We start from the raw sequence: 23,047 nt of genomic DNA, 5'->3' as shown, positions 1-23,047 counted from the left end.
CTTAGTTTCTTAATGGTTTACCTGTTTTTAACATGTGCTGGATGCGTTCTAAGGTCTTACGTTCTGTACATAAGCTTAAGAAGGCTTCTCTTTCAAGATCTAAGAGGTATTGCTCAGTTACTAAAGTTGGTTCTGAAAGATCACCACCCGCCATAACGTAAGCCAGTTTATTAGCAATCTTTTGATCGTGCTCACTGATGTAATGACTAGCTTCCATAGAGTCTGTTCCAACTAAGAACATCCCAAGGGCCTGTTTTCCTAAGACCTTTACATCTTTTCGTTTAACAGGTTGCGTATAACCTGCATCTGCCATCAGACGTGCATGCGATTTTGCGGTAGCAATTTGTCGGTCTTTATTGACCACAACAACATCTTTACCATGTTGAAGTACACCCATATCAAATGCTTCGTAGGCTGAGGTAGCTACTTTAGCCATACCAACCGTTAAAAAGTATTCCTGAAGTACATTAAGTTCCACATCCCCTTTATTAAAGGTATCTGATGCTCTTAATGCCATTTCCTTGGATCCGGCTCCACCTGGAATAACTCCAACCCCAAATTCTACCAAGCCAATATAAGTTTCAGCTGCTGCCACCACTTTATCCGCGTGCATGGATAATTCACAGGCTCCTCCTAAGGACATGCCATGCGGTGCCACCACAGTTGGAATGGATGAATAACGCATTCTCATCACCGTATCCTGGAAATATTTAATAGCCATGTTAAGCTCATCGTATTCCTGTTCAACGGCCATCATAAAGATCATTCCAATGTTAGCACCAACTGAAAAATTAGCCCCTTGATTTCCAACCACAAGACCATCAAAGTCCTTTTCTGCTATATCAACTGCTTTGTTTAACCCAGCCAATACATCGCCTCCAATAGTGTTCATTTTAGACTGGAACTCGCAATTAAGTATGCCATCCCCTAGATCTTCAATTACCACTCCTGAATTCTTAAATACTTCACTGGATTTTCTAATGTTATCAAGAATTATGAATGATTCCTGCCCAGGTTTTTTAACTTGAGACTGAGCTACAACATCGTAATAATAGGTAGCACCATCCTTAACAGTGTAGAAAGCACTTTCTTCTTTTTCTAGCATTTCAGTCACCCAGGAAGCAGGCTCATGACCTTCTGCTTTCATCAGTTCAATACCTTCTTTGATGCCCACAGCATCCCATATTTCAAATGGCCCATTTTCCCATCCAAATCCAGCTTTCATGGCATCATCAATACGGTAAAGTTCATCGGAAATCTCAGGTATTCTGTTTTGCACATAGGCAAACATGGCCCCAAAGTTCTTTCTATAAAATTCACCAGCCTTGTCTTTTCCGCCAACAAGAATCTTAAACCTATCAATTGGCTTATCTATGGTTTTGGTTAACTCTAAGGTGGCGAACTTCGCCTTTTTAGAAGGACGGTATTCCATGGTGTCCAGGTCTAAGGCCAGAATTTCCTTTTTGCCATCGGCATTAACCGACTTCTTGTAGAATCCTTGACCTGTTTTTGACCCCAACCACTTGTTGTCCATCATGGTACTGATGAAATCAGGAAGTTTAAACAGATCGTGAGCTTCATCATCAGGGCAATTATCATAAATGCCGTTGGCCACATGGACAAGCGTATCCAAGCCTACCACATCAACCGTTCTAAAAGTGGCCGATTTAGGACGTCCAATAACAGGACCAGTTAGTTTATCAACCTCTTCAACCGTGAGGCCTAGAGACTTCACCTGATGAAAGAGACTTTGTATTCCAAAAATTCCAATTCTATTTCCGATAAATGCAGGAGTATCTTTGGCTAGTACAGAGGTTTTTCCAAGGAACTTTTCGCCATATTCCATTAAGAAGTCTGTGATTTCCGGTTTACAATCCGGTCCTGGAACCACCTCAAATAGTTTTAAATAACGCGGAGGGTTAAAGAAGTGCGTCACGGCGAAGTGCTTTCTAAAGTCTTCCGAACGTCCTTCATTCATAAACTTGATGGGGATACCCGATGTGTTCGACGAAATAATAGTCCCAGGAGTTCGGTATTGTTCCAGCTTTTCAAATACCTGTTGTTTGATATCCAAACGCTCCACCACAACTTCCATGATCCAGTCAACCTCCTTGACCTTAGCTATATCATCTTCTAAGTTTCCAGTGGTGATTCTGTTCGCAAACTTTTTGTGATAAATAGGAGAGGGCTTAGATTTTAAGGAAGCCGTTAGAGCATCGTTTACCAGTCTGTTTCTAACCACTTTATCTTCCAGACTTAGTCCTTTAGCTTTCTCTTTGTCGTTTAATTCGCGAGGTACAATGTCCAGAAGAAGGACATCTACGCCAATATTGGCAAAATGACAAGCGATTCCGCTTCCCATTATTCCCGAACCAATAATTGCTACTTTTTTTATGCGTCGTTTACTCATTATTTTAAACTCGGTTCTTTTTGGTTATATATTTTTTTATTGGATATCATATTGTTGATGACTTCAGCCACCTCGTAGAAGTGGTTGAGTTTTTCGTCAGAAATATTAGCCCGTATAGCGTCATTAAATATGATCACGCGTTCGCGTGAATAGTCGCGTTTTTCTCTTCCAAAATCGGTTAGATGTATGAGGACCCCACGTCCATCTTCAGGATTGGGTTTTCTAACAATAAGACCTTTTTCCTCCATGGTTTTTAGGGTTCTGGAAAGGCTAGTGGCTTCCATGCCCATCTTAGGACCCAAAGAGGTTGAAGGGGTTCCGTTTTCTGGATCAATACTCAACAAAGCGAAACCTGTGGCCATGGTAGTCTCAAATTTTGCAGCCTCTTCGTTATACATCTTATTTACTGCTAACCATGTGGTTCTCAGTATATAATCTATTGTTTTGTCTTTCATTTGGAAAAATTGGTTCGTAAAGATAATAAAAAATACTATGCACGCATAGTAAATTGAAAAAAATTATGCATGCATAGGAAAATGACCGCAGATAAAAAAAGTACCTTGGTGAGGTACTTTCTAAAAATCAATTTTTTTATGATCTGTAAATGCTTTCGTAGAGGTCATCATACTTTTTACGGATGACACTTCGTTTCATTTTCATGGTAGGGGTAAGGTGTCCATCATCGATAGTCCAGGCTTCTTTGGTCAATTCAAACTTTTTTATGCGTTCCCACTTACCAAAGTTTTGGTTGTATTTATCCACTTCTTTTTGAATGCGAGCAATGACAATGTCTGAACTTGAAATCTCTGCTTCAGACTTTCCAAAAACGTAACCCTTATGATCCATCCAGTCCCTAATAAACTCGAAATTAGGTTGAATTAAAGCTGCTGGCATTTTTTCACCTTCACCTACAACCATTACCTGTTCAATAAATAACGATTGCTTAAGGTCGTTTTCCAAAAGCGTTGGAATGATATATTTACCTCCCGATGTTTTAAACATTTCTTTTTTGCGCCCCGTGATTTTTAAGAAGCCATCTGAATCTATTTCTCCTTTATCTCCAGTGTGGAAATAGTCATCAGTCATGACTGACGCTGTTTTATCGGGATCTTTATAGTAGCCTTGCATCACGTTAGGACCTTTAATGAGTATTTCACCATCATCTGCAATTTTTACTTCTACGTTGTTTATTGGTTTCCCAACTGTTCCTACTTTATAATGCGCATCGCGATACATACCCACGGAAACCACCGGAGATGTTTCTGTTAATCCATAGCCTTCCATTACTTGCATACCACCAGCACTAAAAATCCTTGCCAGTCGTGGTTGTAAAGCAGCACTACCTGATACCATGGTGGTTAATTCACCTCCAAGGGCTTCTCGCCACTTACTAAAAATGAGTTTATTGGCTATTTTCAACTTAAATTCATACCAAGCACCATTAGCTCCATAAGGTTCCCAAATCTCACCAAGCTCCACAGCCCAATAAAATAGTTTGTACTTTATTCCTGTTAATTCATCGGCCTTCAACATAATTTTATCAAAAACCTTTTCCAAAAGTCTCGGTACCACACTCATGAGGTGTGGCTTAATTTCTTTGGCATTATCACCTATTTTATCCAGTCCTTCGGCAAAATAAATGCTAGTACCAGCATATTGATAAATGTAGATCAAGACCCTCTCGAAAATATGGCATATAGGGAGGAAACTTAAGACTCTTGTGTTGCCATCAATTTTAGGCAGTCTAAAAGAACTATCTAGTGCATTGCTGGTTATATTCCAATGTGAAAGCATCACCCCTTTTGGCCGTCCAGTCGTACCAGAGGTATATATGATAGTTGCAAGGTCTTCTGGTTTAACAGCTGCTTTGCATTGTTCAACTTCCTCCTGGTTACTTTCATCTTTACCTAATTCAAACAACTCAGAATAGTGTTTGCAACCTTCAATATGATCAAATGAATAAACTTCCTTTAATTGTGTCTCATCTTGGATGGCTCTTACCTTATCCAATACTTCTGCATCTGAAACGAAACAATACACAGATTCACTGTGGTTTAAGACATATTTGTAATCCTCCGACGATATGGTAGGGTAAATAGGAATGTTTTGTGCTCCCACTTGTAATACCCCAATATCCATAATATTCCATTCCGTTCGATTGGTTGATGAAATCACAGCAATTTTATCATCCTTTTTCACTCCCATTCGCAATAAAGCTCTAGAAATGGCATTGGCCTTATCTATATATGCCTGAGTGGACATGGGAACCCATTCCCCATTGTATTTAGTTACCAATGCGGAGTTATTTGGCTTATTTTCAAGCTGGTAATATGGGAAATCGAAAAGTCTGGAAACTTTAGTCATAATAATATTTGCAATAATTCGGTTCGAATTTTACGAAAATAGAAAAATTAACAGTTTTATTTAGAGAAGTTAAAAATAAGTCTATGGTTTTTAACAAAAATTTAGAGCAACTGATCTAAAACAATCATGGCTCAAATAAAAATTAAAAAAACTTCATTCAAAGGTGTTTTTTAGACTTCCTTTTTTCAAACGTTTTCGTAGCGTATTACGCGTTATAACTGGACTTAATTAAAATGGAACATGACAATTATCAGTAATAAAAATTGCCTTTGAGTCTAATTTTGTATACAGAAACTAAAGCAACTAGAAAGCGGTTGCATCATAATACATTGAATCATGAAAGTAAAAGAATTAATTGAAGGGCCTTGGACGCAATCTGTTAACGTTAGAGATTTTGTTCAAAGGAATGTTACTCCCTATCATGGTACAAGTGATTTCCTTGAAGGTCCAACCGAACGCACAAAGGCCCTTTGGGAGATTTGTAAGAATGCTATGCTAGAAGAACGCGCCAATAACGGGGTGCGCAGTATAGATACCGATACAATTTCTACAATTGATGCCTTTGGTCCTGGTTATATTGACAAGGACAATGAGGTTATAGTGGGTTTACAAACTGATGAATTATTAAAACGTGCCATAAAACCATTTGGTGGTTTTAAGGTAGTGCAAAAGGCCTTGTCCGAGCATGGTTTAGAAGCGAACCCAAAGTTTACAGAACTGTTTTCAAAATATGTCAAAACTCATAACGATGGTGTGTTTGACGCTTATACCAAAGAAATAAAGAAATACCGCTCTTTAGGTATTCTTACCGGTTTACCAGACAATTACGCAAGAGGGCGAATTATAGGTGACTACAGACGGGTTGCTCTTTATGGAATTGATTTCTTAATAGAACAAAAACGTCAAGACCTAGACGCCATTCATGGTCCAATGCGAGATGAGGTCATTAGACTACGGGAAGAAGTTTCAGAGCAGATTAAGGCTTTGAAGGCGATTAAAAACTTAGGTTCTAAATATGATTTGGACTTAGGCCGTCCTGCAGAGACAGCGTGTGAAGCTGTTCAATGGTCTTATATGGCTTATCTAGCGGCTGTAAAAGAACAAGATGGTGCTGCTATGTCTTTGGGTAATGTTTCTTCATTCCTGGACATTTTTATAGAGCGAGATCTTCTGGATGGTATCATTACTGAATCTGAAGCTCAAGAATATATAGATCAGTTTGTGATGAAACTGAGAGTTGTTCGCCATTTACGAATGACAGCCTATGACGAAATATTTGCTGGTGATCCAACCTGGGTTACAGAAGCTATTGGCGGTATGTTTAAAGATGGAAGAACTAAGGTGACCAAAACCTCATTCCGTTTCTTACATACCCTCTATAACTTAGGCCCCTCACCAGAACCAAATATGACTGTCTTATGGTCTGATGCCCTTCCAGAAAATTTTAAAAAGTTCTGTGCTAAGGTGGCTATTGAAACCTCATCGATTCAATTTGAGAATGATACTTTAATGCTAAAAAGCAGAGGATCTGATGATTACGGTATTGCCTGTTGTGTTTCTCATCAGGATTTAGGCAAATCAATTCAATTCTTTGGGGCCAGAACCAACCTCGCAAAAACCCTGCTATTAGCTATTAATGGTGGTCGTTGTGAGTTGACAGGAACTCAAATTTTTGAAGGTGTCCCTGAATACAAAGATGAATATCTGGACTTTGAGACGGTAATGACCAACTTTAGAATTGCAATGCAAGAGATTGCAAGAGTATACAGTGATTCTATGAATATTATTCATTACATGCATGACAAGTACTATTACGAGAAAGCTCAGATGGCTTTAATAGATACCAACCCGCATGTTAATATTGCCTATGGAATTGCTGGTCTATCCATTGTGGCGGATTCATTGTCTGCAATTAAGTACGCGAAAGTGAAGCCTATTCGTAATGAAGATGGCTTAACCGTTGATTTTAAAATTGAAGGCGATTTTCCTAAGTACGGTAATGATGATGATAGAGTGGATGTGTTAGCCGCGCAAGCCGTTGCAGATTTTAATTATGAGTTACAACAATTCCCAGTCTATAAAAATGCAGAACCCTCATTATCTGTATTGACCATTACATCTAATGTTGTTTATGGTAAAAAAACTGGAGCAACTCCTGATGGTAGACCAAAAGGAATTCCATTTGCACCAGGTGCTAATCCAATGCATGGACGTGACGAAAACGGGGCCATTGCTTCATTGAACTCCGTAGCTAAGATAAATTACGAAGATGCTCAGGATGGTATATCAAATACCTTTTCAATAGTGCCCAAGTCTTTAGGAGCTGACAATGAAACAAGAGTTGAGAATTTAGTGTCCATTCTTGATGGTTACTTTTCAAATAATGCACAGCACGTTAATATTAATGTGCTGGATAAAGACACACTTCTTGACGCCATGGCAAATCCAGAAAACTATCCGCAATTAACGATCAGGGTATCCGGTTACGCGGTGAATTTTGTGAGATTAACACGAGAACAACAATTGGAAGTGATTTCAAGATCATTCCATGACTCAATGTAATTAGTTTGTATAAAGCACCTGAGGGTAGATTGATCTTCAGGTGCTTTTATCTAAAATTGAAGCTATTAAGACTCCAGATAACATATTGAGAGTACACTCTATTGAAACTTTTGGGACTCATGATGGGCCAGGAGTTCGATGTGTGGTATTTCTGCAAGGCTGCAAATTAAAATGTCAGTATTGTCATAACCCTGATACTATAGCCATTGAAGGCGGTAAGGCGTATTCAGTAGATGATTTATATGAGATCATTGTAAAGGCAAAACCTTATTTTGGAAAAAATGGTGGCGTTACTATTTCCGGTGGAGAACCATTACTGCAAGCCAAGGCTTTAATCCCATTTTTTAAAAAACTCAAAGCCGATGGCATTCATACTGCTCTTGATACTAATGGCAGGATACTTAATCATTTCGCTATGGAGTTACTGGACGAGTTAACAGATTTGGTTATGCTTGATATCAAACATATGACGGAAGAGGGATATCAGGAGATAACCGGACAAAAGAATAAGCAAACCACTTTTAATCTGGCAGAATACCGCGAGAAATCCAACAAACCTATGTGGTTGCGATATGTGTTAATTCCTGAATTAACGGATAAAACGGAACTGTTGGAATCTATGGGGGCCTATTTTAAAGACTATACGAGTATAGAACGATTAGAATTACAACCTTATCATAAGCTGGGTGTACATAAATGGAAGGCCTTAGGGTGGGACTATCCACTTGAATCAGCTCGAGAAAATACAGACCAAGAACTTGAATCAGCAGTGGCTGTTTTGAAACCGTATTTCAAGCAGGTATCTGTTAATTAAGAAACTCAACTAATTAGTTTAAACCATGAAAAATATTACATTAAAAAATCGGTGGCTTATTGCATAATCTGCCATTGGAATTCATATATCAATAGGATCGGTCTATGCCTATTCTGTTATTACCAATCCGGTTAAAGATGTATTTGATGTGGAAGGAAGTACCATCAAATGGGCCTTTAAATTAGCTATCCTTTTTTTAGGTTTGTCGGCAGCATTTCTTGGGCCATGGGTTGAAAAGGTTGGGCCAAAGATTAGTGGTACAACCGCAGGTCTTTTTTATGGGATTGGAATTATTGGTTCTGGACTTGCAGTGCACCTGGAGTCTTTGGTTTTGTTCTATGCATGCTATGGTGTTATTGGAGGTATCGGCTTGGGGTTGGGTTATATTACTCCAGTAAGTACATTGGTCAAGTGGTTTCCGGACAAACGAGGTTTGGCAACGGGCATGGCTATTATGGGTTTTGGGTTTTCTGCCTTGATTTTTGGACCTGTTATGCAGAGCTTATTTGAATCTGTAGGTATTATTAATGCCTTCTATATATTAGGTGTGGTTTATTTGGTTTTAATATTAACCTCGGCCAGATACATAGAACGTCCACCAGAGGGTTATAGACCTAAAGGCTTTAATCCCGAGAATTCGTCTATGGTAAAGGCCGATTTATGCAATATTACAGCTAAGGAGGCACTTAACAATAAACGCTTTTATTTCATTTGGATCATGATGTTTATCAACATTACATGCGGTATTGCAATAATTGCTGCGACAAGTCCAATGATGCAGGAGAAGCTGCTTTATACTCCAATGCAGGCGGCGGCCATAGTTGGGTTAATTGGGGTTTTTAATGGGTTAGGACGTATTTTATGGTCTGGACTGTCGGATTATCTCGGCCGACCTAATACGTATGTCATTTTCTTTACGTTTCAAGTACTGGCATTTTATTTCTTACCTCAAATAAATTCTGAATTAATATTCTTGATAATACTTTTTACAGTCATCACTATGTATGGGGGTGGATTTGCAACGTTACCCGCATTTCTAGGAGACTTGTTTGGCACCAAACAATTTGGTGCTATTCATGGTTTGGTCCTAGCTGGTTGGGCCCTTGCAGGTATCGTGGGACCCACAATTTATGATGTTGTTAAAAATACCACGGGGTCATTAGATGTTACACTAAAAGTTTTTTCAGGCTTATTCCTGATTGCCTTAGCGGTTTCACTGCTGATGAAACGATCTGTTAATTTGGAGTATAACCAATCTAAAAATAAACCTGCACTACAAACTTAGAATAAGCGGCTAGACTAACTCTGAATTATTAATAAAGGAATTGGACTATTAAATGTTTGTTTTAAGGTAACGCTATTGCTGAAAAGACGGTGTAGAAAATCTTTCTTAGTTTTTAGCAAACACAGCAAATCCGTATCGTTATTTTGAATATGAACATTTAACTGCTGATTTAGATCTCCGCTTGCAGATTTAATGGTGTAGGAAGGCTTAAGTTCTTTAAGAGTGTCTTTTACAATTTCCTTTTGGGCTCCGTTATTATCTGATATATGCAGAACTTCTAACGAACTCTTGTGTTGTTGTTGGAGACTTGTCAACAGATTCAAATTAACATTATCTGAAAGAGGTTGATCCCCTATGGCTAAAACAAGATAGTCCAAAACTTTAAACTCATAATCTAACGGAACAACAATTACAGGTGCCATTGTTTTTGATACCACCCCACCAGCTATACTACCCATAAAAACTTCTTTTATACCACTAACTCCTTTGGTACCCATAACAATTAAATCATAGTTACCTGAGTCACCCATTTTTGAAATGGTGTCAACAGCATAGTTTTTTGAAAGTCTTGGTTTTAATTTGACTTCTGGATACTTGATATTGATCTCATCGATTAACTCATTCATTTGTTTATCTGCAGTTTCAACAAGGATATCATCAAACGATTTCATGGTTAATGCTGTAGCCTCGACACCATAAATATGAAGAATGGTAATCTCTATTGCCTCACCACCAAATAGATCTATTGCATAATAAAGAGCATTTACTGAAGTTTTTGAGAAATCAACGGGAACTAGAATATTGACCATAAGATTTATATTTATTTCATGAAGTTTACCTTCAAGAAAATTATTAGTAAAATCTTCCTTGATCTATGGCAATTTATTTTCTAGGGGTCACCTTCTAAGATACGAAAAAAGTCCCAACATATCAAGCTTAAAGCCAAAAATCAGACACTAAACTTCGCAGTTTTGTGTTCTTTTTACCTCAACTGATAGATGAAATCTAAAACCTCAAATTAAGATAATATTAAGGCCAATGGGTTATTGTTTTTCAATCCATATACGGGCATTGACAAATGCTTCTAACCAAGGTGATACCTCATCTGCTCGGTCTTCAGGATAGTTAGCCCAATTCCATTGGAATGTGGAACGTTCTATATGCGGCATGGTTACTAAATGACGGCCTGAAGCATCACACATCATAGCAGTATTAAAATCAGAACCATTCGGATTCGATGGATAACCTTCATAACCATATTTGGCAACTATCTCATAGTTACTTTCGTCGTACGGAAGTCTAAATTTTCCTTCCCCATGTGATATCCATACACCCAAATTAGAGCCTGCTAAACTTGATAACATGACCGATTTATTATCTTGAATTTTGACAGATGTAAAACTACTCTCGTGTTTATGAGAATCATTATAAGTCATTCGACCATGAACCTCATGATCAGGATTAATAAGGTCTAATTCCATCCATAATTGGCAGCCATTACAGATCCCTACAGATAAAGTGTCCTTTCTATCAAAGAAGTTTTTAATAGCCTGTCTAGCCCTGTCGTTGTATTTGATAGCCCCAGCCCAGCCTTTGGCGGAACCTAAAACATCAGAGTTACTAAAACCACCAACAGCTCCTAAAAACTGGATGTCTTCCAAAGTTTCTCTCCCAGAAATAAGGTCGGTCATATGAACATCCTTAACATCGAATCCTGCCAAATACATGGCATTTGCCATTTCACGTTCTGAGTTACTTCCTTTTTCTCTTAAGATCGCTGCTTTAGGTCTAGGTTTACCAGGATCAATATCTGGCAACTTACCCGTAAAATGTTTCGGGAACTCATAGCTTAGTGCTTGATTCTTGTAGTTGATATAGCGGTCCTCTGCTAAACCATTGGCGGTTTGCTTTTGATCCAGTAGATAGGATGTTCTGTACCAAACATCTCTCAACCTTGAAACGGTGAGTGTGTAAACTTCAGGCCCATTGATGATACTTAAAACATCAGATGAAGTGACCTTTCCGATCTTATTAAAATCAATCCCAGCATTTTTCAGCTTACTCTCAACGCTTTCATCAGCAGCTTGAATCACGATACCAGCGTTCTCAGCAAATAGCATTTTAATACTGTCCTTTTCACCTATATCCGATAAGTCTAATTCGGCACCAAGATTATTTTCCGCAAAACACATTTCCAAAAGGGTAGTAATAAGTCCACCAGAAGCCACGTCATGCCCAGCTACAATTCTATCGTTTTTAATTAGGTCTTGAACAGTATTAAACACGTTCTTGACATAATTGGCATCCTTAACGGTTGGAGCTTCAGCTCCAATTCTATTACGAACTTGTGCAAAGGAACTTCCCCCTAACTTAAAATCGTCTTGAGATATATTGATATAGTATATGAATCCTTTGTTCTTCTTTAAGACGGGTTCTACAACTCTAGTAATATCATTACAATTTCCAGCTGCAGAAATAATGACCGTTCCAGGTGCTATAACATCACCGTCAGGATATTTTTGTTTCATCGATAAAGAATCCTTACCAGTTGGAACATTAATTCCAAGATCAATACTAAATTCTGAAACAGCTTTTACGGCATCATATAATCGGGCATCTTCACCTGGATTTTTGCAAGGCCACATCCAGTTAGCTGATAATGAAATGCTTTGTAAACCATCTTTTAATGGCGCCCAGATAATATTGGTGAGTGACTCAGTTATAGAATTTCTACTTCCTGCCACTGGATCAATTAATCCAGACACTGGCGAGTGTCCAATAGAGGTTGCAATACCTTCTTTCCCTTTAAAATCAAGTGCCATTACACCTACATTATTTAGGGGTATCTGAAGGGATCCAACACATTGTTGTTTGGCCACTTTACCACCAACACAACGGTCTACTTTATTAGTTAACCAATCTTTACAGGCCACCGCCTCTAATTGTAAAACCTGGTCTAAATAACTGATAAAATCATTTGGTGTGTAATCAACATCCCTGTAAACCTTGTTAAGTCTCGAGTCACTCATAACAGTCTTTGGTGAACTTCCAAACATGTCTGAAAGTGCCAAATCCATAGGCTTTGCCCCATTAAAACTCGATTCAAATGTAAAACGATGCTCACCTGTTACATCGCCAACATTGTAGATTGGGGAGCGTTCTCGATCCGCAATTTTATGAAGCGTCTTAAGATGTTCGTCTGATATTACCAGACCCATACGTTCCTGGGATTCGTTCCCAATGATTTCTTTAGCGGATAGGGTAGGATCACCAATTGGAAGTTTATCCAGGTCGATGTGTCCACCAGTATCTTCTACCAATTCCGATAAGCAATTGAGATGACCACCAGCACCGTGGTCATGAATGGAGACAATGTGATTCTCTTCACTTTCAACCATTCCTCTTATAGCATTAGCAGCACGTTTCTGCATTTCAGGATTGGATCTCTGAACTGCATTCAATTCAATTCTCGAATCAAACTCGCCGGTATCCGCAGAAGAAACTGCGGCTCCTCCCATTCCAATGCGATAGTTGTCACCTCCAAGAATTACAATTTTATCTCCTTTTTTAGGCACGTCTTTTAGGGCTTGGTCTGCTTTACCATAGCCGATACCTCCAGCCAACATAATAACTTTATCAAAGCCGAGTTTCTCAGCTTCTTCTTTGTGCTCAAAGGTTAAAACAGAACCAGAAATTAAGGGTTGTCCAAATTTATTTCCAAAATCTGATGCCCCATTACTGGCTTTGATCAATATATCCATGGGTGTTTGATACAGCCATTGGCGTTCTTTAAAACCGTTCTCCCAAGGGCGGTTTTCTTCTAGTCTTGAGTAGGAAGTCATGTAAACCGCTGTACCTGCTAATGGTAAGGCTCCTTTTCCTCCGGCTAAACGGTCTCTTATTTCACCACCAGACCCTGTTGCCGCTCCATTAAAAGGTTCTACAGTAGTAGGGAAGTTGTGGGTTTCAGCTTTAATTGAAATAACAGATTCAAAATCCTGGGTTTGATAAAAATCCGGAATATCTGCCCGTTTAGGGGCGAACTGTTCTACCACAGGACCTTTAATAAAAGCTACATTGTCCTTGTAAGCAGAGACAATATCATTTGGATTTTGCTTGGAAGTCTCTTTAATTAATTTAAATAGAGAAGTTGGTTGTTCTTCTCCGTCAATCACAAAAGTGCCATTAAAGATTTTATGGCGACAATGCTCTGAATTAACTTGTGAAAAACCAAACACTTCCGAATCGGTAAGTGGGCGACCAATTCGTTCTGATACTTCGTTTAAATAGTTGATTTCTTCTTCACTTAATGCCAGTCCTTCTTGTTCGTTATACGAAGCGATATCAGTAATGTCTTTAATCGTTTCGGGTTCTACATTGATGGTGAATATTTCCTGATTAAGGCCATTAAATTTCTCAGAAATCATAGGGTCGAAACCCTTGAAATCAGCAGCAATTGCTTCAAACTCTTCAATTCGTACAATACCTTGGATTCCCATATTCTGGGTGATCTCAACGGCATTGGTACTCCATGGTGTTACCATGGCTGCTCTTGGACCAACAAAAAAAGCATCAATCGATGCTTGTTCTAATTTAGGTTGGTTGCCAAACAACCAGCTAAGTTTTGATATGGTTTCTGAACTTAATTCTTGTGTGGTTTCAACTGCAAATATCTTAGTATCTGCTTTGCCAAAAAACTGAATCATTACTGACTGAACTTAGTGAGAATTAGTAAAACGCAAATTTACGCTTTTTATCTCATAAATTCTATTCATTTTGTTGCTGGTAAATGAAGTTATTCACCAACTAGTTGACAATTAAAAATACTTAATAAGGGAACGTTTAACGGCAGGATAATAAGACCTTCCAAACATATTTAAGTGCACTAATAAATAATACAATTGGTACAGTTCTATTCGTTCTTCCAGTTGTTCTACTTTAGGTGTCCAGTAAAAATAACTGTCATAAAAGTCTTTAGTAAAACCACCAAATAACTGACTCATGGCAATGTCCACAAATTTATCTCCATAATAAACTGCTGGGTCAATTAAATAGGGCTTACCATCACATTGAATTAAATAATTGCCACCCCAAAGATCACCATGCAACAGACTAGGCTTATTTACTACGATAACATCGTTTATTCTATTATTCATTAGATTCAGAGATGGAATTTCTGATGGCTTCAACAATCCTAAACTTGTTGCCATACTCAGTTGAGGTTGGAGCCGCTGTTGGACATAAAAGGAGACCCAATTAGAAGTTTGATTGTTAAGCTGTTTTAGAGAGCCTATGAAATTAGCAGTATTCAATCCGTATTGGGAGTCACTTGATTGATGCATTTGGGCGAGTTCCTTCCCTAGCGCTGTCATATCCATTGAGTCTGTGTTCTTGGAAGGTATAAAGTCCATGATGATAGCACTGATTTGGTTGTCATGATAGATACTTTTAACGTTTGGGACCGCAATGGATTTGGTCTCTGCAATCAACTCTAGACCCTGTTGTTCTTTTTGGAACATTTCAAGGGCCGTACTTTTAGAATTGCACTTGACAAAATACTCTTGAGAATTATGGAGGCTTATTTGATAAGCACTGGAAATGTCACCACCTGAAACAGGAGTTATTCTAGTGATGCTGCTTTTTATGCGGTCCTCAATATATTTTTGTAAGGACTTTTGCATGATCTAGCGGGTGACTATTAGTCGTTTCATCACTTTTCTAGTTCCAACAGAGAGTTGAACTAGATATACACCAGGTTTAATCTTTGGTAGATTAATAATACCATTGTTCGTCTTTCCTGAAATTTGTTGCTGTCCAAGCAAATTATAAACTTTAAAGGACACTATTTCAAAAGAGTTGACATACACCTGATTTGAATTCTTTAGAGGGTTGGGGAATAATTTAATATCAGATTTATCTATTTCGGTTATTCCCAATGACTGATTGTGTTTACCAAGGTCGTCAAATGTATTTTGAGCATATTGATCCCATTCAGCATTCACATCAAAAGTAGTAGTGGGATTAGCAACACTTTCTTTTCGCCTGTAAGTGGCATTTTCAAACGAATTGTCGCCAGTGAAATTTCCAAAAATATCAATCAATTCGCCATTCTTAAAAAGTCCCACAGGGTCATCCCCATTGAAAGACATGGCATCCCCGCTTGATAATTGATCTGCAAGCGCAGTTAAATTTGAATCTGCATTACCTCGGGTGACCACATGAACATCACCACTTACAATACTTCCAGAAAGTTGAAGTGCCTCTCCCCAGCTCCCATTACTATTGACATCTCTGGCGATGGTATAATTGGATAAGGAGACTGTGGCTCCTGTGAAGTTTGCTATTTCAATGGCCTTATTATTACCACTTCCTTCGACATATTCTGAAATGAATATCTCGTCTGAAGTTTCGCTCCCAGTTAAGGTTGATTCACAAACTTCGTTGCTACTAGCGGACATATTAAGAGCTTCGTCCTTGGCAAAAACGGTAAAACAGAAGCTAGTATTTATGGCCAAACCAGAAACAACAATTTGAGTATTACTTGTTGTAGAATTATAGACATCATCAACGTAAACATCATAGGTTTCTACAGCTATGTTATCAGTTGATGCCGTCCAACTTAAGGCAATACTGCTAATGGTAGGGCTAGAAGCCATTAGGTTAGTAGGAGCAGTTGGGGCTTCGGTATCGGCCTCAGGATCCCAAATTAAATTGGCATACTCGGGATGGTCTACAAATGGATTGGCGTTATCTTGAAAATTATAAGCAGCATTATTTCGTTCACGTTCACGCTCATCTACAGGATCCACATTATAATGCCAATCTAATAAAAGCTCAATAGCCCAGGTGGTAAAAACCTGATCATTACTTCCATTAAACATTTCGAAACTAGTGTATCCGTCAACGGTATCTTCGTATCTAACCGCAAAATATAACAGAGCTCTAGCGATATCCCCTTTAAATTCATCTATAGGTTCAAAAACCACACCGTTATAGCCACCAACAGCACTAGAACCGCGCTTAGATCCATTAAGTGACGTGAAATCAGGAACATCAACTATTCCAAAAACAAGTGATCCTCGAAAGTTGTTAACTCTTCCATCAGTTGGAATAACATGGTGTATATCGCTTTGCATGGGAAAGGCACTGCCAAAAGAAGATTGTGGTACCAAATGTTCGCGATTATAGCAATCTCCTTCGGCATTCTGGTTACCACATTGGTTATTGCCATGTGTGTAATTATAGGGGTCTGACCCCGTTGGATTCTCCGAATAGAAGTCTAATATGGATCCATCATTTTCATAGGTATTGGCACCTGATACAAAAACATCTGAATGGGTGTCGATGTAACCGTTGGATCCAGAAATACCATTACCGTCATAGAGTTGGTCATAAGTTCTTGATATATGACCATTGGATACAATATTTTTTAATTCGGTCTTAAGTTCGTAACCCGTTAAGCCGTTTGCTGAATTGTAATAATTGGATGGAATTTGGGATAAAGCTAAACTTGTAATGAACAAGAAGCTTATGAGTAATGTTGGTTTAAGCATTAGTGCTTTTTTGTAGTTGCGCCATATAGAATCCGTCAAAACCCGATTCTGAAGCAAGTATTTTTTTATCTTTTACAAACTTAAAATCTTTTCCTGAATCTGATTTTAGGAAGTTTGAAATCTGCTCCTGATTTTCTGAAGGAAGTACAGAACAAGTGGCATATACCATGATTCCTCCTGGTTTAACCATCTTGGAGTAGTCGTTCAAGATTTGTGCTTGGGTCTGTTTAATATCTTCAATAAACTTAGTTTCTAGTTTCCATTTAGAATCCGGATTTCGTTTTAATACTCCCAATCCAGAACAGGGTGCATCAATTAATAATCGGTCTGCTTTATTGTGCAGTTTTTTGATGGGTTTAGTCGAATCTATGACTTTAAGTTCAATATTGTGAACTCCATTTCTTCTGGCACGTACCTTGAGCTTTTTTAATTTACTTTCATAAATGTCCATAGCCACTATCTGTCCCTTGTTTTGCATTAAGGAGGCAATGTGCAAGGTCTTACCACCGGCACCGGCGCAGGCATCTACAACTTTCATACCTGGCTGAACTTTTAGATATTCAGCTACTAATTGCGAAGAGGCATCCTGGACTTCAAACCAGCCATTTTTGAATGCTTCGGTTTTAAATACATTGGCTTTTTCGTTAAGAACCAATGCATCCTTATAACCATCGATAGAATGCGTAGGTATATCTTCAGATTCCAACTGCTTTTGTAAATCTGACTTTGTGATTTTTAAGGTATTTGTCCTTAAAACAACATCGGCCTTTTGATTTTGAGCTGCTAGTTCTTTGGTCCAGACCGGTTCGCTTAATTCCTTTAAACCTAATTCATCCATCCAATCAGGAATAGATTCACGGTATTTTCTGGTTTTTGATAGCTCATCAAAGCGTCCTTTGATTTTTCTGGTTGGTGTACTCTGAAAATACTTCCAATCGGGTAGTTTAATACCTTTAAGAGTAGCCCAAACAGCAAATAAGCGCCACAAATTATCCCTGTCAAAAGGTTCTTTTACTTCAGCAATTTCGGCGTAAAGACGTTTATATCTAACAATACTATAAACGGTATCTGCAATAAAACCTCGATCTCTACTTCCCCAGCGCTTATCCCGCTTTAGAAGTTGTTGAACTACTTTATCGGCATAGTTCTTATCATTAAAAATGGAGTGTAAACCATCAATGACTGCATAACATAAATTTCTGTGAAGTCGCATATAGTATGTGCTTAAGCGAATAAGGAAGTGCAAAGATAGATTTAAAAATGTAGTACTTGTTATCAAAACTACTTATTCGTTTATTTGACAAAAAAAAGATGATGTCTAAAATTTGGTCCTGTTGCTTGCTACTAGTTTTTTGTTGGTCCTGTTCAACTGGGGTTAAAAAACGAGTGAATCCTCTTTCTGAGGTAGCCGTATATCCTGTATTGGAAGATTCTACATTAAGCATTAGAGCTTTGGAAGTAGGTGAGGAGTATTTATTCTATGGTAGCAAGGACCATATTGGAAAGTTTGCCTTAGATGAGCAATTGGTTGTAAATCTGGATCAATTTAAAATTGACAACGGTAAGGAGTACTTTAAATATGTCTTAACAGAAGAAGATACACCGTTACATTTTAGAGCAATTGCCGAAATAAATGGGGATTTTTTAGCCGTCTCTATTGGTAATCCTGCTAAGGTCTATAGACTACCAAGAAAAGGAAAAAATCCGCAATTGGTTTATGAAGAGCGACACGAATCTGTTTTTTATGATGCTATAAAATTTTGGAATTCCAAAGAAGGATTGGCTATCGGTGATCCAACAGATGGCTGCATGAGTATTATAATTACCCGCGATGGCGGTAAATCTTGGGCGAAAGTTTCCTGTGCTGATATACCAGAGGCTGTGGATGGGGAGGCGGCCTTTGCCGCTAGTGATACCAATATTGCTATAATGGGCGATAAGACCTGGGTGGCGACAGGCGGTATGGCCAGTCGAGTATTGTATTCTCCAGATAAAGGAGTATCATGGGAGGTGTATGCCACTCCTGTTGTTCAAGGACAACCAACAACTGGACTGTACTCCATAGATTTTTATGATGACCAATTGGGATATGGCATAGGAGGTGATTACACCAAAGCGGATAGCAATACAGCAAATAAAATAAGAACTGTTAATGGAGGCAAGACCTGGACCTTAAGTGCCGATTCTCAAACACCAGGTTATAGAAGTTGTGTCCAATATATTCCTGAATCAAATGGGAAGGAACTGGTGGCTGTAGGTTTTAAGGGAATAGATTACAGTAATGACTCGGGACAGTCATGGACACATTTGAGTGACGAAGGATTTTATACCATCCGATTTGTTAACGATACCATTGCATATGCTGCTGGTAATGGTAGAATTAGTCAGCTAGTTTTTCGCTAATCCATTAGTCCTTATTGCCGTTTCTACGTTGCCGCATTTCTTTAAGACGTTCAAATAATTTTTTATTGAACTCGTCATCAGCGGCTTTAAGTTTTAGAATTTTCTGAGGTGGTAATACGCCTTTTAAATCAGAAATTAGGTTAAGACGCAACTGATGCAACTCTGTTTCGGCAGTGATCATATTGTCTATCAGTTTAACCGCTTCTTCATCAGATAGGGATTCGCTATTGCGCATGGCTTTACGGACAGGTCGAAGTTGTTTATTTTTCACAGATTCTGTATCAGCTTCATAAGCGTTAAATACAGGCCAAAATGCTTGAGCTTCTTCTGTTGTTAGTTGAAGTTGGGCCGTAATAAAGGCTATTTTCTGAGCTTTGATTCGTTCGCGCATCTTATCATTTTGAGAATGCGATACATTCAAGCTGATAATGGCGATTATAAAGAATACTAGGTATTTCATGGGTATTTTATTGGATGATGATGGTTTCGATATCTGCATTTTCAAGCAGATACGATTCCAATTCAAGATCATCTATTTCTGGTTCAAATTTTATATCGTCAATGCTCATTAGTTCTGACTCTATGAGCAATTCGGCTAGTTCGTAGCTGTCCATTGAATTGGTTTCAAAGTAACTTTCAACCATATCAATGCTAATCTCGTCTGTCGAGGCATTATAATTATAGATAGTGAAAAACAAGAGTAAGGCTGCCGCAATACCTGAGATGTAATAAAAGGTTCTGCGGAGACCGATTGATCTAACTTTTATATCACTTGAATCTTCAATTTTAGACAGAATATCATCATCGACATCACTGAAATAAGATTTAGGGACCTTAAATCCTGCAGTCTTAGGCAAATTTTCCGATGCTAATTGAGACAGAACACCATCTTCTACCTGGTCAAAATAACCCTTAGGCACCTTGTATCCTGTTGTTTTATCGTGATGTAACCTTTTGTTTTTCATTAGTTATTAGACCTTAATTTACTAAAATGGTTTAATGCCCTTTTAAAATGCTTTCTATTTTTTTGACGGCTATATGGTAAGAAGCTTTCAATGCTCCTTCACTTGTTTCCAATATCTCGGACATTTCTTTGTACTTGATATCATCAAAATATTTCATATTAAATACAAGCTGCTGTTTTTGAGGAAGGGTAGCTATGGCTTTCTGTAATTTCAACTGTATCTCATCACCATCAAAATAGCTATCTGCTTTAAGGTTATTTATAGTCGTCTGTTGATATTCCTCACTTGTGATCTGTAGGAACTTCGCGTTCTTATTTAGTTGGTTGATGGCTTCGTTAGTAGCTATTCTATATAACCAGGAATACAATTTACTATCTCCTTTAAAGTTGTGGATACTCTTAAATACTTTAATAAAGGTATTTTGAAGCGCATCATCTGCATCGTCATGCTTAATAACAATTTTACGTATGTGCCAATACAACCGTTCTTTATACATAGTCATGAGTTCCCTAAATGCGGAATCTCTGGTTGTTGCGTCCGTAAGACGCTGAATTAGAAGGTTTTCGTTGGTCAAACTCAATTGTTTGTATTTAAGACCTTGAAAACTAATAAAAGTTTAATTAATCATATTTTACAATAAAAATGTAAAATGTTGAAAATCAGTATTATATAATAAATAACATCGATTAAAAGCAAAAAAACACGATAAAAAGCATATTTTTCTTGTTTTAATGTAAATTATGCTGTATGTTTACACCTGCTTAACCTGTTAACTTTATTACCAGTGTCCCCAAATCTGGTAATATTCTCGAAAGGATGTATTGGTCATACATCCTTTCATCTTTTATAATCCATGTGGTTTTTTATTTAATCGAAACTTTGCATCTCCACTAAGCGGTGATAGGTTCCCTGCTTGCCCATTAATTCTTTGTGGGTACCTTGCTCTACAATACGTCCTTTTTCGAGAACGATGATTTGATCTGCATTTTTAATAGTTGACAATCTGTGGGCAATTACAATTGAAGTTCTGTTTTTCATCATATTCTCCAAGGCTAGTTGCACCAAGCGTTCACTTTCTGTATCCAAGGCCGAAGTGGCTTCATCTAAAACCATCAGTGGTGGGTTTTTTAGAACAGCTCTCGCAATACTTAGGCGCTGTTTTTGACCTCCCGAAAGCTTACTGCCGGAATCTCCAATATTGGTTTCAAGCCTCTTTGGTAGTTGATCCACAAATTCCCAAGCATTGGCTACCTTAAGTGCATCTATCAACTCATCTTCTGTCGCATCTGGCTTCCCAATTCGAAGGTTGCCCGCTACCGTATCATTGAATAATATCGAATCTTGAGTTACCAATCCAATAAGTTGCCTTAGAGCGGATTTCTGTAACTCTTTAATATTGGTGCCATCCAATAGAATTTCACCTTTATTGACATCATAAAAGCGCATGACTAAATTAGCTATGGTGCTTTTACCACTTCCTGACTGTCCTACTAAAGCTACACTTTTTCCCTTTTCAACCGTTAGCGAAAAATCCTTTAGGACAAACTCATTTTCATATTTGAATGAAATATTTTTTAACTGAAGTTTTTGGTTAAAATCAAATTTGGTTTCTGCCGAATGAATATCTGCCAGGTTAGACTCAGTATTTAGTACTTCTAATACGCGTTCTGCTGCAGCATTTCCTTTTTTAATGCTGTAACTCGCTTTACTTATAGCTTTAGCCGGTGTTAGGATATTATAGGCAAGACCCATATAGGCAATAAATTCACTACCGCCCAATTGACCATCAATTAAAACCATTTTACCTCCATACCATAAAAGTATTGCAATAACGGTAATACCTAGAAACTCACTCGTTGGAGAAGCTAAGTTTTGTCTGTTTAAAAGCGAATTGGAATACCTGTAAAAACGGTCTGTAGAGTCACTAAATTTCTTAAAGAAAATACCCTCAGCGTTAAATGCTTTTATCACCTTTAAACCACCGAGCGTTTCCTCAATAATGGATAAAAAGGTTCCTTGTTCCTGCTGTACCTTATCAGATTGTTTTTTAAGGCTCTTACCAATACTGGATATTAGAAACCCAGCAATAGGGATAAAAATGAAGACAAACAGCGTTAATTTGGCACTGATCAAAAGCATCATCCCGATGGTGAAAATTATGGTAAGAGGTTCTCGAACGATTAGTTCCAATATTGATAAGAACGAGCCTTGAATTTCCTGAACATCTGTAGAAATTCTGGCAATTGTATCTCCTTTACGCTTTTCGGAATAAAACGCAATAGGTAATTCCTCTATTTTTTCATAGATGGCATTGCGTAAATCTTTTAAAACACCATTTCTTAAAAATGTTATGAAGAACATGGCTAAATAATTAAAGACGTTCTTCAAGAAAAAGAGTAAAATAACCAAACTAATTACAATGATCAGCGCTGCTGAAGCATCAGATGTTGCATTGGCTTGGATTTGGTATGCCATATAATCCTTGAAGAAGTCCAGCAACTTTGTAAATCCCTCATATTTTGGAACTTCTGTAACCACACGCTCTTTGTTAAATAACACATCGAGCATAGGTATAAGTGCAATAAAAGATAAGGCACTGAATAATGCATAAAATATGTTACAAACAATATTTAGCAGGGCAAAATTGGAATAGGGCTTAGCAAAACCAAGTATCTGCTTAAAGTAATTCAT

General features: G+C 38.0%; 16 protein-coding genes. 4 read left to right on the top strand and 12 right to left on the bottom strand.

Translation table 11 applies throughout. The annotated features are described in order from the left end of the window. Position 1 precedes the first annotated feature (1 nt). The 3 genes from DN064_RS04560 to DN064_RS04550 form a co-directional block, all read right to left on the bottom strand. Positions 2-2,410: a 3-hydroxyacyl-CoA dehydrogenase/enoyl-CoA hydratase family protein gene (locus DN064_RS04560; RefSeq protein ID WP_115461451.1), complete on the bottom strand. Its 2,409-nt coding sequence runs from the start codon at positions 2,408-2,410 to the stop codon at positions 2-4. Beyond that, positions 2,410-2,865, bottom strand: coding sequence for a MarR family winged helix-turn-helix transcriptional regulator (locus DN064_RS04555; protein WP_115461450.1), 456 nt, complete (start codon positions 2,863-2,865; stop codon positions 2,410-2,412). Before DN064_RS04555 ends, DN064_RS04560 begins: the two co-directional genes overlap by 1 nt. A gap of 136 nt (positions 2,866-3,001) precedes the next feature. Further along, complete coding sequence (locus DN064_RS04550) at positions 3,002-4,774, bottom strand: AMP-dependent synthetase/ligase (RefSeq protein ID WP_115461449.1); 1,773 nt, start codon at positions 4,772-4,774, stop codon at positions 3,002-3,004. A 336-nt stretch (positions 4,775-5,110) separates the two neighbouring features. Here DN064_RS04550 and pflB point away from each other — a divergent pair, with 336 nt between their 5' ends. The 3 genes from pflB (at position 5,111) to DN064_RS04535 (ending at position 9,435) form a co-directional block, all read left to right on the top strand. Continuing rightward, entirely contained in the window at positions 5,111-7,336 is a 2,226-nt protein-coding gene (gene pflB / locus DN064_RS04545; protein ID WP_115461448.1) for a formate C-acetyltransferase, read from the top strand. Positions 7,337-7,376: 40 nt separating this feature from the next. Continuing rightward, a complete protein-coding gene (gene pflA / locus DN064_RS04540) occupies positions 7,377-8,150 on the top strand; it encodes a pyruvate formate-lyase-activating protein (protein WP_232827384.1) in 774 nt (257 codons plus the stop codon). A gap of 73 nt (positions 8,151-8,223) precedes the next feature. After that, positions 8,224-9,435: an L-lactate MFS transporter gene (locus tag DN064_RS04535; RefSeq protein ID WP_317047360.1), complete on the top strand. Its 1,212-nt coding sequence runs from the start codon at positions 8,224-8,226 to the stop codon at positions 9,433-9,435. Positions 9,436-9,449: 14 nt separating this feature from the next. Here DN064_RS04535 and DN064_RS04530 read toward each other — a convergent pair whose 3' ends face one another. From DN064_RS04530 to DN064_RS04510, 5 genes are all read right to left on the bottom strand, one after another. Next, positions 9,450-10,244, bottom strand: coding sequence for a universal stress protein (locus tag DN064_RS04530; protein WP_115461447.1), 795 nt, complete (start codon positions 10,242-10,244; stop codon positions 9,450-9,452). A gap of 234 nt (positions 10,245-10,478) precedes the next feature. After that, entirely contained in the window at positions 10,479-14,141 is a 3,663-nt protein-coding gene (gene purL / locus DN064_RS04525; RefSeq protein ID WP_115461446.1) for a phosphoribosylformylglycinamidine synthase, read from the bottom strand. 111 nt (positions 14,142-14,252) lie between these two features. Beyond that, positions 14,253-15,116 (bottom strand): fructosamine kinase family protein, encoded by an 864-nt coding sequence (locus DN064_RS04520; protein WP_115461445.1) that lies wholly within the window; start codon positions 15,114-15,116, stop codon positions 14,253-14,255. A gap of 3 nt (positions 15,117-15,119) precedes the next feature. After that, complete coding sequence (locus tag DN064_RS04515) at positions 15,120-16,988, bottom strand: endonuclease (protein ID WP_115461444.1); 1,869 nt, start codon at positions 16,986-16,988, stop codon at positions 15,120-15,122. Continuing rightward, complete coding sequence (locus DN064_RS04510) at positions 16,981-18,201, bottom strand: RsmB/NOP family class I SAM-dependent RNA methyltransferase (protein ID WP_115461443.1); 1,221 nt, start codon at positions 18,199-18,201, stop codon at positions 16,981-16,983. Before DN064_RS04510 ends, DN064_RS04515 begins: the two co-directional genes overlap by 8 nt. A gap of 173 nt (positions 18,202-18,374) precedes the next feature. On the opposite strand from DN064_RS04510, the gene DN064_RS04505 reads away from it, so the two are divergent. Continuing rightward, complete coding sequence (locus tag DN064_RS04505) at positions 18,375-19,391, top strand: beta propeller repeat protein (protein WP_232827382.1); 1,017 nt, start codon at positions 18,375-18,377, stop codon at positions 19,389-19,391. 4 nt (positions 19,392-19,395) lie between these two features. On the opposite strand, the gene DN064_RS04500 is transcribed toward DN064_RS04505, so the two are convergent. From DN064_RS04500 to DN064_RS04485, 4 genes are all read right to left on the bottom strand, one after another. Then, the gene (locus DN064_RS04500) at positions 19,396-19,851 is read right to left on the bottom strand and encodes a Spy/CpxP family protein refolding chaperone (RefSeq protein ID WP_157962231.1); all 456 of its coding nucleotides are present in this window, start codon (positions 19,849-19,851) and stop codon (positions 19,396-19,398) included. Positions 19,852-19,858: 7 nt separating this feature from the next. Then, entirely contained in the window at positions 19,859-20,356 is a 498-nt protein-coding gene (locus DN064_RS04495) for a hypothetical protein (RefSeq protein ID WP_115461440.1), read from the bottom strand. A 31-nt stretch (positions 20,357-20,387) separates the two neighbouring features. Beyond that, positions 20,388-20,930 (bottom strand): RNA polymerase sigma factor, encoded by a 543-nt coding sequence (locus tag DN064_RS04490; protein WP_115461439.1) that lies wholly within the window; start codon positions 20,928-20,930, stop codon positions 20,388-20,390. 293 nt (positions 20,931-21,223) lie between these two features. Beyond that, the gene (locus DN064_RS04485; protein ID WP_115461438.1) at positions 21,224-23,047 is read right to left on the bottom strand and encodes an ABC transporter ATP-binding protein; all 1,824 of its coding nucleotides are present in this window, start codon (positions 23,045-23,047) and stop codon (positions 21,224-21,226) included.

It is taken from the genome of Winogradskyella aurantiaca (assembly GCF_003362725.1).
Lineage (GTDB): Bacteria > Bacteroidota > Bacteroidia > Flavobacteriales > Flavobacteriaceae > Winogradskyella_A > Winogradskyella_A aurantiaca.
Note: the sequence above shows the minus strand (reverse complement) of the source record. Positions and strands in the feature narration are given on the sequence as shown.

What these genes read in the sequence shown, in the direction of transcription:
- DN064_RS04560 (WP_115461451.1), bottom strand. Translation starts at nt 2,410, where the DNA reads ATGAGTAAACGACGCATAAAAAAAGTAGCAATTATTGGTTCGGGAATA.
- DN064_RS04555 (WP_115461450.1), bottom strand. Translation starts at nt 2,865, where the DNA reads ATGAAAGACAAAACAATAGATTATATACTGAGAACCACATGGTTAGCA.
- DN064_RS04550 (WP_115461449.1), bottom strand. Translation starts at nt 4,774, where the DNA reads ATGACTAAAGTTTCCAGACTTTTCGATTTCCCATATTACCAGCTTGAA.
- pflB (WP_115461448.1), top strand. Translation starts at nt 5,111, where the DNA reads ATGAAAGTAAAAGAATTAATTGAAGGGCCTTGGACGCAATCTGTTAAC.
- DN064_RS04530 (WP_115461447.1), bottom strand. Translation starts at nt 10,244, where the DNA reads ATGGTCAATATTCTAGTTCCCGTTGATTTCTCAAAAACTTCAGTAAAT.
- purL (WP_115461446.1), bottom strand. Translation starts at nt 14,141, where the DNA reads ATGATTCAGTTTTTTGGCAAAGCAGATACTAAGATATTTGCAGTTGAA.
- DN064_RS04520 (WP_115461445.1), bottom strand. Translation starts at nt 15,116, where the DNA reads ATGCAAAAGTCCTTACAAAAATATATTGAGGACCGCATAAAAAGCAGC.
- DN064_RS04515 (WP_115461444.1), bottom strand. Translation starts at nt 16,988, where the DNA reads ATGCTTAAACCAACATTACTCATAAGCTTCTTGTTCATTACAAGTTTA.
- DN064_RS04510 (WP_115461443.1), bottom strand. Translation starts at nt 18,201, where the DNA reads ATGCGACTTCACAGAAATTTATGTTATGCAGTCATTGATGGTTTACAC.
- DN064_RS04500 (WP_157962231.1), bottom strand. Translation starts at nt 19,851, where the DNA reads ATGAAATACCTAGTATTCTTTATAATCGCCATTATCAGCTTGAATGTA.
- DN064_RS04495 (WP_115461440.1), bottom strand. Translation starts at nt 20,356, where the DNA reads ATGAAAAACAAAAGGTTACATCACGATAAAACAACAGGATACAAGGTG.
- DN064_RS04485 (WP_115461438.1), bottom strand. Translation starts at nt 23,047, where the DNA reads ATGAATTACTTTAAGCAGATACTTGGTTTTGCTAAGCCCTATTCCAAT.